The 13,010-nt window shown below is 39.6% G+C and carries 15 protein-coding genes; 12 read left to right on the top strand and 3 right to left on the bottom strand.

Features of this window, described 5'->3' with window-relative positions; translation table 11 throughout:
* The first annotated feature begins 116 nt into the window (after positions 1-116).
* From safA to ACN6NE_RS07825, 3 genes are all read left to right on the top strand, one after another.
* Complete coding sequence (gene safA, locus ACN6NE_RS07835; RefSeq protein ID WP_129704898.1) at positions 117-1,397, top strand: SafA/ExsA family spore coat assembly protein; 1,281 nt, start codon at positions 117-119, stop codon at positions 1,395-1,397.
* The gene (locus ACN6NE_RS07830) at positions 1,387-2,352 is read left to right on the top strand and encodes a phosphotransferase (RefSeq protein ID WP_240702510.1); all 966 of its coding nucleotides are present in this window, start codon (positions 1,387-1,389) and stop codon (positions 2,350-2,352) included. The genes safA and ACN6NE_RS07830 overlap by 11 nt, the downstream gene beginning before the upstream one ends.
* Before the next feature lie 94 nt (positions 2,353-2,446).
* The gene (locus ACN6NE_RS07825) at positions 2,447-3,106 is read left to right on the top strand and encodes a YhcN/YlaJ family sporulation lipoprotein (RefSeq protein ID WP_013059324.1); all 660 of its coding nucleotides are present in this window, start codon (positions 2,447-2,449) and stop codon (positions 3,104-3,106) included.
* 104 nt (positions 3,107-3,210) lie between these two features.
* Here ACN6NE_RS07825 and ACN6NE_RS07820 read toward each other — a convergent pair whose 3' ends face one another.
* Positions 3,211-4,290, bottom strand: a complete 1,080-nt coding sequence (locus ACN6NE_RS07820) for a YsnF/AvaK domain-containing protein (protein ID WP_129704896.1) — start codon at positions 4,288-4,290, stop codon at positions 3,211-3,213.
* Between the two features lie 291 nt (positions 4,291-4,581).
* Between ACN6NE_RS07820 and ACN6NE_RS07815 the strand changes: the two genes are divergently transcribed.
* The 7 genes from ACN6NE_RS07815 (at position 4,582) to yajC (ending at position 9,793) form a co-directional block, all read left to right on the top strand.
* Complete coding sequence (locus tag ACN6NE_RS07815; protein ID WP_129704894.1) at positions 4,582-5,118, top strand: BofC C-terminal domain-containing protein; 537 nt, start codon at positions 4,582-4,584, stop codon at positions 5,116-5,118.
* A gap of 297 nt (positions 5,119-5,415) precedes the next feature.
* Positions 5,416-6,027: a Holliday junction branch migration protein RuvA gene (ruvA, locus tag ACN6NE_RS07810; protein WP_013059321.1), complete on the top strand. Its 612-nt coding sequence runs from the start codon at positions 5,416-5,418 to the stop codon at positions 6,025-6,027.
* Positions 6,028-6,043: 16 nt separating this feature from the next.
* Positions 6,044-7,045, top strand: coding sequence for a Holliday junction branch migration DNA helicase RuvB (gene ruvB, locus ACN6NE_RS07805; RefSeq protein WP_013059320.1), 1,002 nt, complete (start codon positions 6,044-6,046; stop codon positions 7,043-7,045).
* The gene (locus ACN6NE_RS07800; protein WP_013059319.1) at positions 7,042-7,242 is read left to right on the top strand and encodes a DUF2905 domain-containing protein; all 201 of its coding nucleotides are present in this window, start codon (positions 7,042-7,044) and stop codon (positions 7,240-7,242) included. The genes ruvB and ACN6NE_RS07800 overlap by 4 nt, the downstream gene beginning before the upstream one ends.
* 23 nt (positions 7,243-7,265) lie before the next feature.
* Complete coding sequence (queA, locus tag ACN6NE_RS07795) at positions 7,266-8,294, top strand: tRNA preQ1(34) S-adenosylmethionine ribosyltransferase-isomerase QueA (protein ID WP_474325052.1); 1,029 nt, start codon at positions 7,266-7,268, stop codon at positions 8,292-8,294.
* A 23-nt stretch (positions 8,295-8,317) separates the two neighbouring features.
* Positions 8,318-9,457 (top strand): tRNA guanosine(34) transglycosylase Tgt, encoded by a 1,140-nt coding sequence (tgt, locus tag ACN6NE_RS07790; RefSeq protein ID WP_013059317.1) that lies wholly within the window; start codon positions 8,318-8,320, stop codon positions 9,455-9,457.
* A 72-nt stretch (positions 9,458-9,529) separates the two neighbouring features.
* Entirely contained in the window at positions 9,530-9,793 is a 264-nt protein-coding gene (gene yajC / locus ACN6NE_RS07785; protein ID WP_013059316.1) for a preprotein translocase subunit YajC, read from the top strand.
* 35 nt (positions 9,794-9,828) lie between these two features.
* Here yajC and ACN6NE_RS07780 read toward each other — a convergent pair whose 3' ends face one another.
* The gene (locus ACN6NE_RS07780; RefSeq protein WP_013085105.1) at positions 9,829-10,212 is read right to left on the bottom strand and encodes a TIGR04086 family membrane protein; all 384 of its coding nucleotides are present in this window, start codon (positions 10,210-10,212) and stop codon (positions 9,829-9,831) included.
* Positions 10,213-10,358: 146 nt separating this feature from the next.
* Between ACN6NE_RS07780 and ACN6NE_RS07775 the strand changes: the two genes are divergently transcribed.
* On the top strand, positions 10,359-11,012 hold the full coding sequence (locus ACN6NE_RS07775; protein WP_438616508.1) for a DUF421 domain-containing protein: 654 nt from the start codon (positions 10,359-10,361) through the stop codon (positions 11,010-11,012).
* A 20-nt stretch (positions 11,013-11,032) separates the two neighbouring features.
* Here the strand turns inward: ACN6NE_RS07775 and spoVB are convergent, their stop codons facing one another.
* Positions 11,033-12,643: a stage V sporulation protein B gene (spoVB, locus tag ACN6NE_RS07770; protein ID WP_129704890.1), complete on the bottom strand. Its 1,611-nt coding sequence runs from the start codon at positions 12,641-12,643 to the stop codon at positions 11,033-11,035.
* Positions 12,644-12,707: 64 nt separating this feature from the next.
* Between spoVB and ACN6NE_RS07765 the strand changes: the two genes are divergently transcribed.
* Positions 12,708-13,001 (top strand): post-transcriptional regulator, encoded by a 294-nt coding sequence (locus tag ACN6NE_RS07765; RefSeq protein WP_025750585.1) that lies wholly within the window; start codon positions 12,708-12,710, stop codon positions 12,999-13,001.
* Positions 13,002-13,010 lie beyond the last annotated feature (9 nt).

Below are 13,010 nucleotides of genomic sequence, written 5' to 3'. Positions count from 1 at the left end.
ACCAAACTGTGGGCAAAATGAATAAAAAAATGGTTCAAGGCATATCTTGTGATGAACAAACAGAACTTACTTTGATTTTGCACATATAGATGGCAGAGACTCTACTCGGGAGGGGAATGACGTTGAAAATCCATATCGTTCAAAAAGGGGATACCCTTTGGAAAATCGCTGAAAAGTATGGGGTTAATTTTGAAGAGTTAAAAAAAGCGAATTCTCAATTAAGCAATCCAGACATGATCATGCCTGGAATGAAAATTAAAGTGCCGACAAGCGGAGTGCCTGTTCAAAAAGAAGGAGCTCCTTCACCTGGTATAAAAGAAATGCCTAAAGTTCAACACCCTTATAGTGACCAATCCACAAAAGCTTATCCAGTAACGGAAATTGATGAAAGTCCAGATGAGAAAAAGTCAGCTAATCAGCCTGCTCAAACACCGTTTATGCAACCGATAAAAGAAGCACCAATTGCGCAGCCAAAGAAAGAAGCACCGATTGCTCAACCGAAAAAGGAAGCGCCGATTGCGCAGCCAAAGAAAGAAGCACCGGTCGCACAGCCTAAAAAAGAAGCACCAATTGCGCAGCCTAAAAAAGAAATGCCAGTTGCGCCAAAGCTTCCTAAATTAAAGCCAATTGCACCTGAGATTGATATTAACAATTATTACACCGTTAATATGGCGATGCAGGGTCCCAAAAAAGAAGCACCAAAAGAACTACCCAAGCATGAATCGCCAGAAAGTCCTGAGATGGAGAGTATAGAAATGCCTCCTCAAATGCCATGTTACCCAATCATGCCGATATCGCCTGTGATGCCAGGCTATGGATTTAATTATATGCCGTGTCATCCGCCAATGTATGCACCGCAGCCATATCCAATGCCAATGTATCAACAGGCTCCAATGTATCATCACGGTTATGAAAACGAATCGTTTGAAGAACATGCAATGGGCGCTCACATGGCACCGATGCCAATGTATCCAATGATGCCGCACAGCTGCTATGGACCGGTACAATGTTCTCCTTGTCCGCCTCCATGGGGATATCAGCAGCCCGTTTATCCAGCCTATCATCAAGCACCGATGTATCCACAAGTGCAAGGAGCTATGACAGGTGGCCATTATGAAAGTTCTTCCGATGGTTTTGGAAACGCGCCTTACCATTATGGGCAGCACTATGCGCCACAGCAGCAAGCAGACTGCGGCTGCGGTGAACCAAGACCTGACGACTATGCACCACAGCAGCCTTATCCACAGTACCAACAGCAGGTACCTTATGGCTTTCAGGACCCAAGGGCACCCTATCCAGCCCCATATGGCATGATTGGTGTACCTCCGTATCCCGCGTTTGATCCAAATGCATTTAGTATTCCAGAATATGATGAGTACGATGAAGATGAAGATTGATTATTATACACGAGACGATTTTAATTTAAATCGTCTCTTTCTCTATTTGAAAAAAAGAGATATTCACGTTGAGACCTACCGTATGAAAAAGCCTCATGTCATCATAGCGGATACGAATAAAGGAAAAAAAGTAATAAAAGCATACAGAGACAAAGGTAAAATTGAACATGTTTATCATTTTTTATCTCAGATTCAACAAGGGTACGCTGTTAATTTCGAAGCTTACCCAGAAGGTGAACTTTATATAAAGGACCGTCATTTGTATTGGGCGATGATGCCTTTTGTTAAGCAAGTAAAAGAGGTAACGTATGAAAGTTTTCAGGATCGCGAAGAAGTATTACAAGCATTGATCCGCTATCATGGAGAAGTTCATAAAAAGAAAATAGCCGCGTATACAAAGCTTTCTGAGTATGATCTTATTTTAAAATGGAAAAAGCGGCTTTCCTCTTTTCGAGAAACCTCAAATATATTTAGGGAATTTAATCAATTTCATGTATATAAAGACATTGTGACTTGGGGAGAAAAAGCTTTAGTCTTAATGGAGCGTTTCAAAGATAGTGGGTTGAACTGTTCCATTATTCACGGTGACGTTGCTTCACATAATTTCTTGAAAACAAACCACTTGGGTATTGTTATGATTGATTTTGACTTATCGGCTAAAGCTCCTGCTCTTTATGACTATGTTCAGCTTGTCCAGCGCTTTTTGCCTTACGTCCAGTGGTCGATGAAAGAACTACTTCAACACTCGAAAATAAAAGAGTTAAGCAAGCAGCGTTTTTTTCTTGCTTCTTTACTATTTCCATCGATGCTGATGAGAAACTGGAATATAAATGCCTCTGCTTTATCATGGGCAAACCGCCAAAGGTTAATGCAGCAATCAGTCGAAGAATGGTCACAGCGTACACGTTTTTATCGAGTGATTTACCAGCACTTACAAAACCTACATGACATGTAAAGAGTTTATAAACACTTCATCGAATAAGAAACGGCTCGTCTTTTAATCCTAATAGTAAGCTCAGAGTAAATAGAGCTTAAATTAGGGGGCGATTATGTTGAATAGGTATGTAGCAACTTCTTTAGCTTTTGCATGTATGATGGGACTTGGCGCTTGCAATAACAAAGACCAAGGCATGGAACAGCGCTATACAGATACGACACAGCCTGTTGGGTATCATACAAATGAAAAAGCGAATGAACATCGCGTAGATAATCCGAAAGGTCCAATGACTGAAGTTTTAGATGGGAATGGAACACCTAATTATCCGTTAAACGTAAGTGATGGACGTTTTGACAATCCGACAAACCCTTATGGAAACATCAATAATACAAATGATCGTACAAATGGCGTTGCTAATATGTATTATGGTGAAGATTATCCAAGAGACTTTACGGAAAAAGTGGCTGATCGAGCTGCAAGCGTTAAAGGTGTAGAAAATAGCCGCGCCGTTGTCCGTGGAGATCAGCTATTAGTTGCTGTAGATCCGGCCAAAGACATAAATAACGGCCGTTTAAAACAAAACGTGCTCGATAAAGTAAAGCCTATTGCAAAGGACTACAATGTTCAAGTAAAAGTAGATCATGATGTATTTATGAACGCTCGTTCTCTTGATGACGATATTCGAAATGGAAAAGACCGAAATACGATTCAAACTAATTTCAATGGTCTATTTGAATCAGTTGATGAGAATGTCAATCATAAACATCGTTAAATGAAGAAGCAGCTGTCTGTGAAGGACGGCTGTTTTTTTTGATGAGAAGGCATATAAAAAAGCTGCCATTGAAGCCAGGCAGCTATTCCTCCAACATGTAACTATTAATTTTTCTTGTTAGAAGCAGATTTGTTTGTTGTTTTGGATTCTGCTTCTTCCTTTTGATCGTTAGTTTCATTTTGTTTGAGGCGACCTTCTCTTTTTTTCGTATCTGCTGGTGCCGTAGCGACACTCTTTGTATTTTTTACATTTTTTGCAGAAGAGCTTGTCTCATTAGCTTGTGTGTTTGGCTTTTCGTTGTTAGTTGTCTGAGTATTATCGTATTCAGCTTCCACGTCGCTTGCTAGAGCTGCAGAAACTTGAGCGTAAGTATGGTCTGTATAGTTCATCATATTTTCGTACACTTCAGGGCTCGCGAGTCCATCAGGTTCTACGCTTGCTTCTTCTTTCTTAATCGTTTCAGTCCATTCTTTTGTTTCTTGAATAAGTTTTTTTCCTATAATTACTTCTTCAACAATAACTGGTCTTTTGGTTATTTCTACTCGTTCTTCCATGATTGGAACACGAATAATTTCATCTTCTGTAAGTGGCCCAGCGTTATAGTCTCCGTCAACTACAGGGCGGCGTTCAATATAAAACTCTTCTCTCGTAACAGGAACGTGTACAGTTCTTTCTTCCTCTATTACTTTTTTGTGGAGTTTTACTTCACCGACTTGGACGCGTTCTTTTAAGACATCTAATTTTTCTTCACGTAGTTGGACGGCTCTATGCTCGTTGTGTTCCATATAGGTTCCGTACGCTGGAGTTTGTTCAGAGCTTACGGCATCTATCAAGATTAGAATTTTACCAGCAGCTACATCTGTCTCGCACTGCACGGCTGAGAAGTCTGGTATGCCCATGCGGATTAATTTTGATTTCAAGCCGTTTCCTTGTTTGAGCCCCATGCCGCCTGTCATCATGGTAAAAAAGTTATCCATCATGACGCCAGCTAATGAACTTACGGCAGGTGAACCAGCTTCAATAATTACATTTGTATCGTGACCTATTTGAAATGTATTGCTTTTACTGTTAGAAATAACCATAATGTCTGTTTCTCGATAACCTTGACGCTTTAAATTATGGATAACATCTAAAGCTTCTTTCTCTGAAAAAAAAGTTCCGACTACACGTTTATTCATTCTCATTACTTCAGCTCCCTTTTTTATGAAAATAGATAATAGAAGTCCTTACAATTACTTCCACTATGTACATACCCTGCGAAAATTTAATTAAAACGTTCAAGAGAAAATTTTACAAATAGTGTGCAAATGTAACAAATACTCCATGTTTTCTTAACATAATATCGTAAAAGGGATTTGCTTCATAAAATAAGAGGATAAAAGAAAATAAGTAGGTCAAACTATTAGTGTAGATTTTCACAAAACCTTTTTAGATAATACTAAAAAGAGTATGATTAACGTGTGAGGTGAAGGTGAGTGAAGAAAGTCATTCATCAAGCAGCTTTTTTAATGCTAGTAAGTATTGTGCTTTGTATAATGCCATACCGTGCAGATGCGAATGAAAAGGAGCCGATGACATTATTTCTTGAGCGCGTGTATGTGGATGGAGTCGTAAGTCAAGAGATGATCAAAAGCCCTTCTATGACGAAAAAACAATTAATGAAAAAATATAAAAATTGGCGACTACTTAAAGAAACGGATCAAGAGCTAGTTTTTAGAACAAGCATAGACGATATTTCACCTATTTTAAAAGAAAACGGTTATGTAGGGCTTTCTGTTAACGGTATTCTCTCAGTATTTGAAGGCAAACCAGCTTCGTCGCAGCACATTATACAATCGTTTTTTCAAATTGACATCAAAAGGCTTGAGAGCTATCAGCATGAACAATTAAAGAAAGGTATTCGCGTTCAATCAAAAGATGAATATCTTTCCCTCATTAATTTCTATAAAATCTATCAGCTCCAGCAGCGGCCGCTTTCAATCAAGCAGCCGTTTTTTAGTATGGTAAAATAATTATTGAATTCAACATTCTAAATTGCTTCTATTTGCTTTTGGCGATATGTTAAAATGGTATTCAGCAGTCTAGTATTGTATATATTTTAAAAGGTCATTCATCAATAGAAGTGTGCGGTTCTATTTTTTACAGCTATTGTAAAAATAGGTTGACAAAGATGAAAAGAGGCAAACGTTCTCTTGAACGTCTTTTTAAAAAGCAGCTTTAAAGGAAAATAGAGAACGATGCGGGCAGGATTCTTCGTAGGCAAAGTTGAAGATTACTGCCCGCGCGTACGTGATTAAGGAGAGAGCTTATTGTTTGATTATATCAAAGGCACTGTTACATATATAAATCCTGAGTATGTAGTAATCGAAAACAACGGGATAGGCTATCAAGTCTTTACGCCGAATCCATATGTATTTTCAATTGATGAACAACCCAAGACGGTTTACACCTATCAATATGTAAGAGAAGACGTAATTGCACTTTACGGGTTTGCTTCCCGAGAACAAAAGGATTTATTTATGAAGTTAATTAGCGTGTCAGGAATCGGCCCAAAAGGCGGTTTAGCTATTTTAGCGTCAGGTAATCCAGCACAGGTTGTCCAAGCTGTGGAAGAGGAAGACGAGAAGTTTTTAGTTAAGTTTCCAGGAGTAGGTAAAAAAACAGCTCGACAGATGATTCTAGATTTAAAAGGAAAGCTGCATGATATTGTACCAGATGCCGTTCCTTCTTTATTTGCAGATTTGGACGCACAAGAAGTCAAATCTCAAAGTTCAGAAGCACTCGATGAAGCGATTGAAGCACTTAAAGTATTAGGTTATGCAGAAAGAGAAATCAAAAAAATTGTTCCGGCTTTAATGAAGGAAACTATGACAACAGATCAGTATATTAAAGAAGCGTTAAAACGATTATTGAAACAATAAGTAAGGGAGGAGTAAAATGGACGATCGTATTGTAACGGGAGATGTTCTTGGTGAAGAAGAAATCATCGAGCAAAGTTTGCGGCCGCAAACCTTACAGCAGTACATTGGTCAGCATAAAGTAAAATCCCATCTTGACATTTTTATTAAAGCTGCCAAAATGCGAAGCGAAACGTTAGATCACGTGCTTTTATATGGTCCTCCAGGATTGGGGAAAACAACTCTTGCTACTATTATCGCCAATGAAATGGGCGTGCAAATCCGAACGACCTCAGGACCAGCTATTGAGCGTCCAGGCGACTTAGCCGCAGTTTTAACCAGCTTAGAGCCTGGAGATGTGCTTTTTATTGATGAAATTCATCGATTAAATCGTTCGGTTGAAGAAGTACTATACCCAGCAATGGAAGATTTCTGTTTAGATATTGTTATTGGGAAAGGACCGAGTGCACGTTCCGTCCGTCTGGATTTACCTCCGTTTACGCTAGTAGGTGCAACGACAAGAGCAGGGCTTTTATCTTCTCCTTTGCGTGATCGCTTCGGCGTTTTAAGCCGTTTAGAATATTACCAAGAAGAAGATCTTGCTTCGATAGTAGAAAGGACAGCCGCTATTTTAGATGTAGAGATTGATGAGAAAGCTACGTTTGAGATGGCTAGGCGTGCTAGGGGAACCCCGCGTATTGCGAATCGCTTGCTTCGAAGAGTCAGAGATTTTGCTCAGGTCAAAGGAGACGGAGCCATAACCGAAAGGCTTGCCAACGAGGCATTAGAAATGTTGCAGGTGGACCGTTTAGGTCTTGATCATATTGACCATAAATTATTAAGAGGGATTATCGAAAAATTTAGGGGCGGACCTGTAGGGTTAGACACCATATCGGCTACTATTGGTGAAGAGTCTCACACAATTGAAGACGTATACGAGCCGTATCTATTGCAAATCGGCTTTTTGCAGCGAACGCCGCGAGGACGAATTGTGACGCCTTTGGTTTATGATCATTTTCAGCTGGAGGTGCCTGATCAGTGAATGATATGCCTAAGATGCTTATCACATTAGGGGGCATTTTAGTCGTCATTGGGCTGTTATGGCAGTTCGTTGGCAAGCTTCCTGGCGATATTTTTATCAAAAAAGGAAATACAACCTTTTATTTCCCGATTGTGACATGTATTCTAGTAAGCGTTGTGTTATCACTTATTTTTTATGTAATTGGCAAATTTAAATAATTAAGTAGAAACAGGTGAACATTTTGAAAGTAGATTTATTTGATTTTCATTTACCAGAAGAATTGATTGCCCAAACGCCTCTTGAGCAGCGAGATGCGTCAAGACTCATGGTATTAAACAAGGAAACAGGAAGTGTGAAGCATCATATGTTTCATGACCTTCTTGATTATGTGGAAGAAGGAGATTGCTTAGTGTTAAACGACACGCGTGTTCTTCCTGCACGATTATTTGGGACAAAAGAAGATACGGGTGCTAATATTGAAGTATTGCTTTTAAAACAAACACAAGGCGATACGTGGGAGACGCTTGTAAAACCGGCTAAGCGAGTAAAAGAAGGCACGGTTATTTCGTTTGGTGACGGACGTCTGACAGCTGTATGTAAAGAAACGAGCGACCAAGGCGGACGTTTGTTAGAATTCAACTATGAAGGCATCTTTTATGAGGTTCTGGAACAACTGGGAGAAATGCCGCTGCCGCCTTATATTAAAGAACGCTTGGATGATCAAGAGCGCTACCAAACGGTTTTTGCTCGCGAACAAGGTTCTGCAGCAGCGCCAACAGCAGGTCTTCACTTTACAGAAGAGATGCTTGAACAGTTAAAAGAAAAAGGTGTGCATATTGCATTTTTAACGCTTCATGTCGGATTGGGTACATTCCGTCCAGTCAGCGTTGACGACTTAGAAGAGCACGATATGCACTCAGAGTTTTATCAAGTGAGTGAAGGAACCGCTGCTTTACTAAACAGCGTACGCGAAAAAGGCGGTCGCATTATTTCAGTAGGCACAACTTCTACCCGTACCCTTGAAACGATTGCAACTGAGCATAACGGCAAATTTGTTGCTTCTTCAGGCTGGACCAATATTTTTATCTTCCCAGGGTATGAATTTAAAGCAATTGATGGAATGATTACAAATTTCCACCTTCCAAAATCTACGCTCATTATGCTTGTAAGTGCCTTAGCAGGAAGAGAAAACGTCATTTCTGCCTATGAACAAGCTGTAGCAGAGAAGTATCGCTTTTTCAGCTTCGGCGACGCGATGCTAATTTTGTAATTTAACATGAAAGGAATACATCAATGACAGCAATTCGTTACGAACATATAAAAACTTGTAAACAAACAGGAGCGCGTTTAGGGATTGTCCATACGCCTCACGGCTCATTTGAAACGCCTATTTTTATGCCAGTAGGCACATTAGCTACAGTAAAAACAATGTCTCCGGAAGATTTAAAAGCAATGGGAGCAGGCATTATTTTAAGTAATACGTATCATTTATGGCTTCGTCCAGGTCATGAAATTGTTAAAAAAGCGGGAGGCCTTCATAAATTTATGAACTGGGATCGTCCCATCTTAACGGATTCAGGCGGCTTCCAAGTTTTTAGCTTAAGTGATTTGCGCCGTATTGAAGAAGAAGGCGTTCATTTCCGCAACCATTTGAATGGAGACAAGCTTTTCTTATCTCCAGAAAAAGCGATGGACATTCAAAATGCGCTTGGGTCTGATATTATGATGGCATTTGATGAATGCCCACCTTATCCAGCAGAATATGACTACTTAAAACGTTCAGTTGAACGCACAAGCCGCTGGGCAGAGCGATGCCTTGAGGCACACAGCCGCCCTCAAGACCAAGGTCTTTTTGGGATTGTTCAAGGTGGAGAGTTTGAAGATTTACGCCGTCAAAGTGCAGCTGATTTAGTTTCAATGGACTTCCCAGGTTATGCTGTGGGAGGGCTGTCAGTTGGAGAACCAAAAGATGTCATGAATCGTGTGCTTGAGTTTACGACGCCATACTTACCAACCGACAAACCACGTTATTTAATGGGAGTAGGATCACCTGACTCGTTAATTGATGGAGCGATTCGCGGGATCGATATGTTTGATTGCGTATTACCAACGCGTATTGCACGTAACGGAACGCTTATGACAAGCGAAGGTCGTCTTGTTGTTAAAAATGCAAAATATGCAGAAGACTTCGGTCCGATTGATCCAAACTGTGACTGCTACACGTGTCAAAATTATTCAAGAGCGTATATTCGCCACTTAATTCGTTGTAATGAAACGTTTGGAATTCGTTTAACATCTTACCATAACTTATATTTTCTGCTAAACTTAATGGAGCAAGTCCGTGAAGCCATTCGCGAAGACCGACTTGGCGATTTCCGCGATGAGTTCTTTGAAAAATATGGGTTTAACGGCCCGGACGCAAAGAATTTCTAGGTCACTACAGGAATTTTCATCAAATTTATGAATGAGTCCCTGTTGATAATATAAATAAAAGGAGGAGTTTTCATGGGTGTTTTACAAAATATTTGGCCATTACTTTTAATGTTTGTCATTTTCTATTTCTTGTTAATCCGTCCACAGCAAAAACGTCAAAAAAACGTACAGCAAATGCAATCAGCACTTAAAAAAGGTGATAAGGTTGTTACAATTGGCGGAATGCACGGTTTGGTAGACGCAATTGATGAGTCACAAGTTGTGGTTCGCAGCACTGACGGTTCAAAATTAACGTTTGACCGCAATGCTATTCGTGAAGTAAGAAGCGTAGATTAATAAAAAAACGTCACGTACATGTACGTGACGTTTTTTTATGCTTCTCGTGAACCGGCAATGTTTACGCCAACAATTCCCCCGAGAATAGCGACTCCAATAAATCCAGCATGAAATAAAAGCTGCTGGGCAGAAAACAGGTGACTATAGCCGAGGAATTGTAGTAAAAACATTAAAAAAGAATAAGAAACACCAGTGGCTCCTCCAACAAGAAGTCCCTTTGAACCGTTTCGTCCTCCCGCGATAAATCCTCCGATAAACAGTGTAATAAATGAGAGAATAAGTAAAAATAAACGCACGGACTGTTCTTCAAGCGATGTAAATTTTAAAATAAGCGAAAAGATAATGCTAATCGCTAAAGCCATCACTAAGATTGTTGCTACTCCTGCAAATACAGCGTTGCTCATTCGTTTTGCACCCAACTTGTTTCCCCCTCATGAAATAAAAAGATAGGTGAACCCTTAGTACGAGCATATTCGTGATGACTTCAAAATAGACGCATAAAAGTAAGGCTATTTTAAAATAAATGGTACAAACTACAAGGGAATACATAAAGGAGGTCTTTGCGGTGGAGTTGTTGATCATGGTTGCGCGAACCGTTCTTTTATATGTAGTAGTTTTAATTATTTTTCGAGTTATGGGTAAGAGGGAAATAGGAGAGCTGAGCATATTGGATTTAGTGGTCTTTATTATGATTGCTGAAATGGCAGTAATGGCTATTGAAAATCCAAAAGATCCTTTGCTGCATTCAATTCTTCCGATGTTAACGCTTCTTATTATTCAAATCGGCTTAGCTATATGGTCTCTTAAAAGCAATCGAATGCGAAATTTTATTGATGGCAAACCTAGCATTATTATTGAGAATGGAAAAATAAACGAACATGAAATGAAAAGGCAGCGATATAACTTCAATGATTTGCTCGTGCAGCTGCGAGATAAAAATATAAAAAATGTAGCTGATGTTGAATTTGCTATTTTAGAATCTTCAGGAAGGCTATCCGTGTTTGAAAAAGATCAGCAATCAGGTGAAAAAGGCAATTTGAATTTGCCTTTTATCATTGACGGCATTATTCAAGAAGAGCATCTGCTGCATGAACATAAAACGACGGAATGGTTAAAGACAGAGCTGGCAAAGCTAGGGTATTCAAACTTAGATAAGATTTCATATTGCAGCTACGACAACGGAAAATTTTTTATAGATTTGGTAGATGTGAAACAATAAAACGCGGATTGCTCCGCGTTTTATTTTCGTTTAAAATAGCGTAAAACAGAAAAACGATTTAATTCTTCTTTTGTTATCAGTCTAAAAAGCAGCAAAAACAGTACGTATACAATGCTTGTAAGTGCAATTGATAAAACGGTTCGTAAGCTCAAAGGGATGGAAGTGAAAAGATTCATATAAGCGAAGTGTCCGGTAAAACCTGATATTCCCATTACAGAAAAACTGCGAAGATACTCAAACACATGAAGCTTATACGTAATTTTTTTCATGACGGTAGACAGGTGTAAAAGAGTGACAAGCATCATTCCCACAACAATTGCAAGGCCCGCCCCCATAATGCCTAGATTGGGCTGAGTTGCCAGTAAGAAGATAAGAGATGTTTTGACCGCTGCTCCTATAAAACTGTTAATCATGGCGGCTTTTGCAAGGTCTAGCGCCTGCAGAACAGCTTGAAGCGGCCCTTGAAAGTAATAAAAGATAAAGAAAGGCGCCATGACTTTGACAAAAATAGCAGCTTTGTCAGAACCATACATCAATTCCATTACCGGATTAGCAAATACATAAAGAACAACAACCGCCAGTCCGCCTGTTACAAACGACAAGCGGAGAGCTTGATGAAGCCGATATTCAATTTGTTTCATTTGATTCTGTGCAAGAGATTCACTGATTGCGGGAACCAAAGAAGTGGATAGAGACACCGTTACAAAAGAAGGCAGCATCAGGAGAGGGAGTGCAAAGCCTGTTAATTCTCCGTACTGCTTCGTTGCTACCGCTGTCGCTACTCCTGCAATTGCTAAACTTTGAGCTACTACAATCGGTTCTAAAAACCAAGAAATTGACCCAATCATGCGGCTTCCTGTCGTGGGAAGAGCGATTCGCATTAAGTCAAAGAACGTGTCTTTGCCTGCATGTAAAGAAGCAAAAAATTTTCGTCTTACCGTTATTTTCTTCTTTCGCTTGAACATAAACACCATATAAAACAGTGAAGCTAGTTCTCCAAATACGGAAGATAGCATAGCGCCAGCCGCAGCGTACTCAATTCCATAAGGCAAAAATGCTTTTGTACATACGGCAATTAACGTAATGCGCACCACTTGTTCGATAATTTGAGAATAAGCGGCAGGCTTCATTTGCTGCTTTCCTTGAAAATATCCGCGGATGACAGACGAGACGGCGATGATTGGAATAACTGGAATAATCGCAAGCAGCGGATAGATCGTACGTGAATCTGTAAAGAAGGTTTTTGCTACAACGGGAGCGAATAATATTAGTCCGAGCGTAAATAAAACGCTCAGCGTACACGTAATACTTAAAGAGACGACAAGTATTTTTTTTATTTTATGCCTGTCACCTAAAGCTTCTGCTTCTGCCACTAACTTGGATATGGCAACCGGTAGCCCAAGCTGTGTTAAGGTGATTACTAATACCAGCGTGGGGACGGCCATCATATAAAGTCCCACACCTTCGTCTCCAATCATTCGAGCCACCACAATTCGATTGACAAACCCGAGTACACGTGTAATTAAGCCAGCAATTATTAAAATAATAGTTCCCTGTAAAAATTTAGACATATACTCACTGCTTTCTTGAGGTTTATACAGTGAATATATGCGCCCCCGGTGTCCAAGCATGACAAGTATTCCTCACACGAGAAAGAAATTTTACGCAAAATGTCAAACGGAAAGGAGGATCGATATGACACATCCATTTATTTCAGCTTCAAAAGAACTTATACAGCCTGTCTTATCCAGCAAAATGGAAGAATTTCATATGCTTGGATATGAAGAAGTAACGGAGAACGATTTATTGAGTTATTTAGAAATGAAAAAATGGAAAAAAGAAAAGGAGCTATCTCTCCATCAAGTTGTAAATGATATTTTATCTGTTAAGATCACGCAGGTGATGAGTTATGTAACAATTGAATCTTATAAATCTGATATGTTCTCAAGTGTTAATAATGGAGAAGACTGGAAAGAATTATTAAAGTAGAGCTTGTAA

It is taken from the genome of Priestia sp. 53B2 (genome assembly GCF_056099005.1).
Note: the sequence above shows the minus strand (reverse complement) of the source record. Positions and strands in the feature narration are given on the sequence as shown.

What these genes read in the sequence shown, in the direction of transcription:
- ACN6NE_RS07825 (WP_013059324.1), top strand. Translation starts at nt 2,447, where the DNA reads ATGTTGAATAGGTATGTAGCAACTTCTTTAGCTTTTGCATGTATGATG.
- spoVB (WP_129704890.1), bottom strand. Translation starts at nt 12,643, where the DNA reads ATGCTTGGACACCGGGGGCGCATATATTCACTGTATAAACCTCAAGAA.
- ACN6NE_RS07765 (WP_025750585.1), top strand. Translation starts at nt 12,708, where the DNA reads ATGACACATCCATTTATTTCAGCTTCAAAAGAACTTATACAGCCTGTC.
- tgt (WP_013059317.1), top strand. Translation starts at nt 8,318, where the DNA reads ATGACAGCAATTCGTTACGAACATATAAAAACTTGTAAACAAACAGGA.
- ACN6NE_RS07830 (WP_240702510.1), top strand. Translation starts at nt 1,387, where the DNA reads ATGAAGATTGATTATTATACACGAGACGATTTTAATTTAAATCGTCTC.
- ruvB (WP_013059320.1), top strand. Translation starts at nt 6,044, where the DNA reads ATGGACGATCGTATTGTAACGGGAGATGTTCTTGGTGAAGAAGAAATC.
- ACN6NE_RS07820 (WP_129704896.1), bottom strand. Translation starts at nt 4,290, where the DNA reads ATGAGAATGAATAAACGTGTAGTCGGAACTTTTTTTTCAGAGAAAGAA.
- safA (WP_129704898.1), top strand. Translation starts at nt 117, where the DNA reads ATGACGTTGAAAATCCATATCGTTCAAAAAGGGGATACCCTTTGGAAA.
- yajC (WP_013059316.1), top strand. Translation starts at nt 9,530, where the DNA reads ATGGGTGTTTTACAAAATATTTGGCCATTACTTTTAATGTTTGTCATT.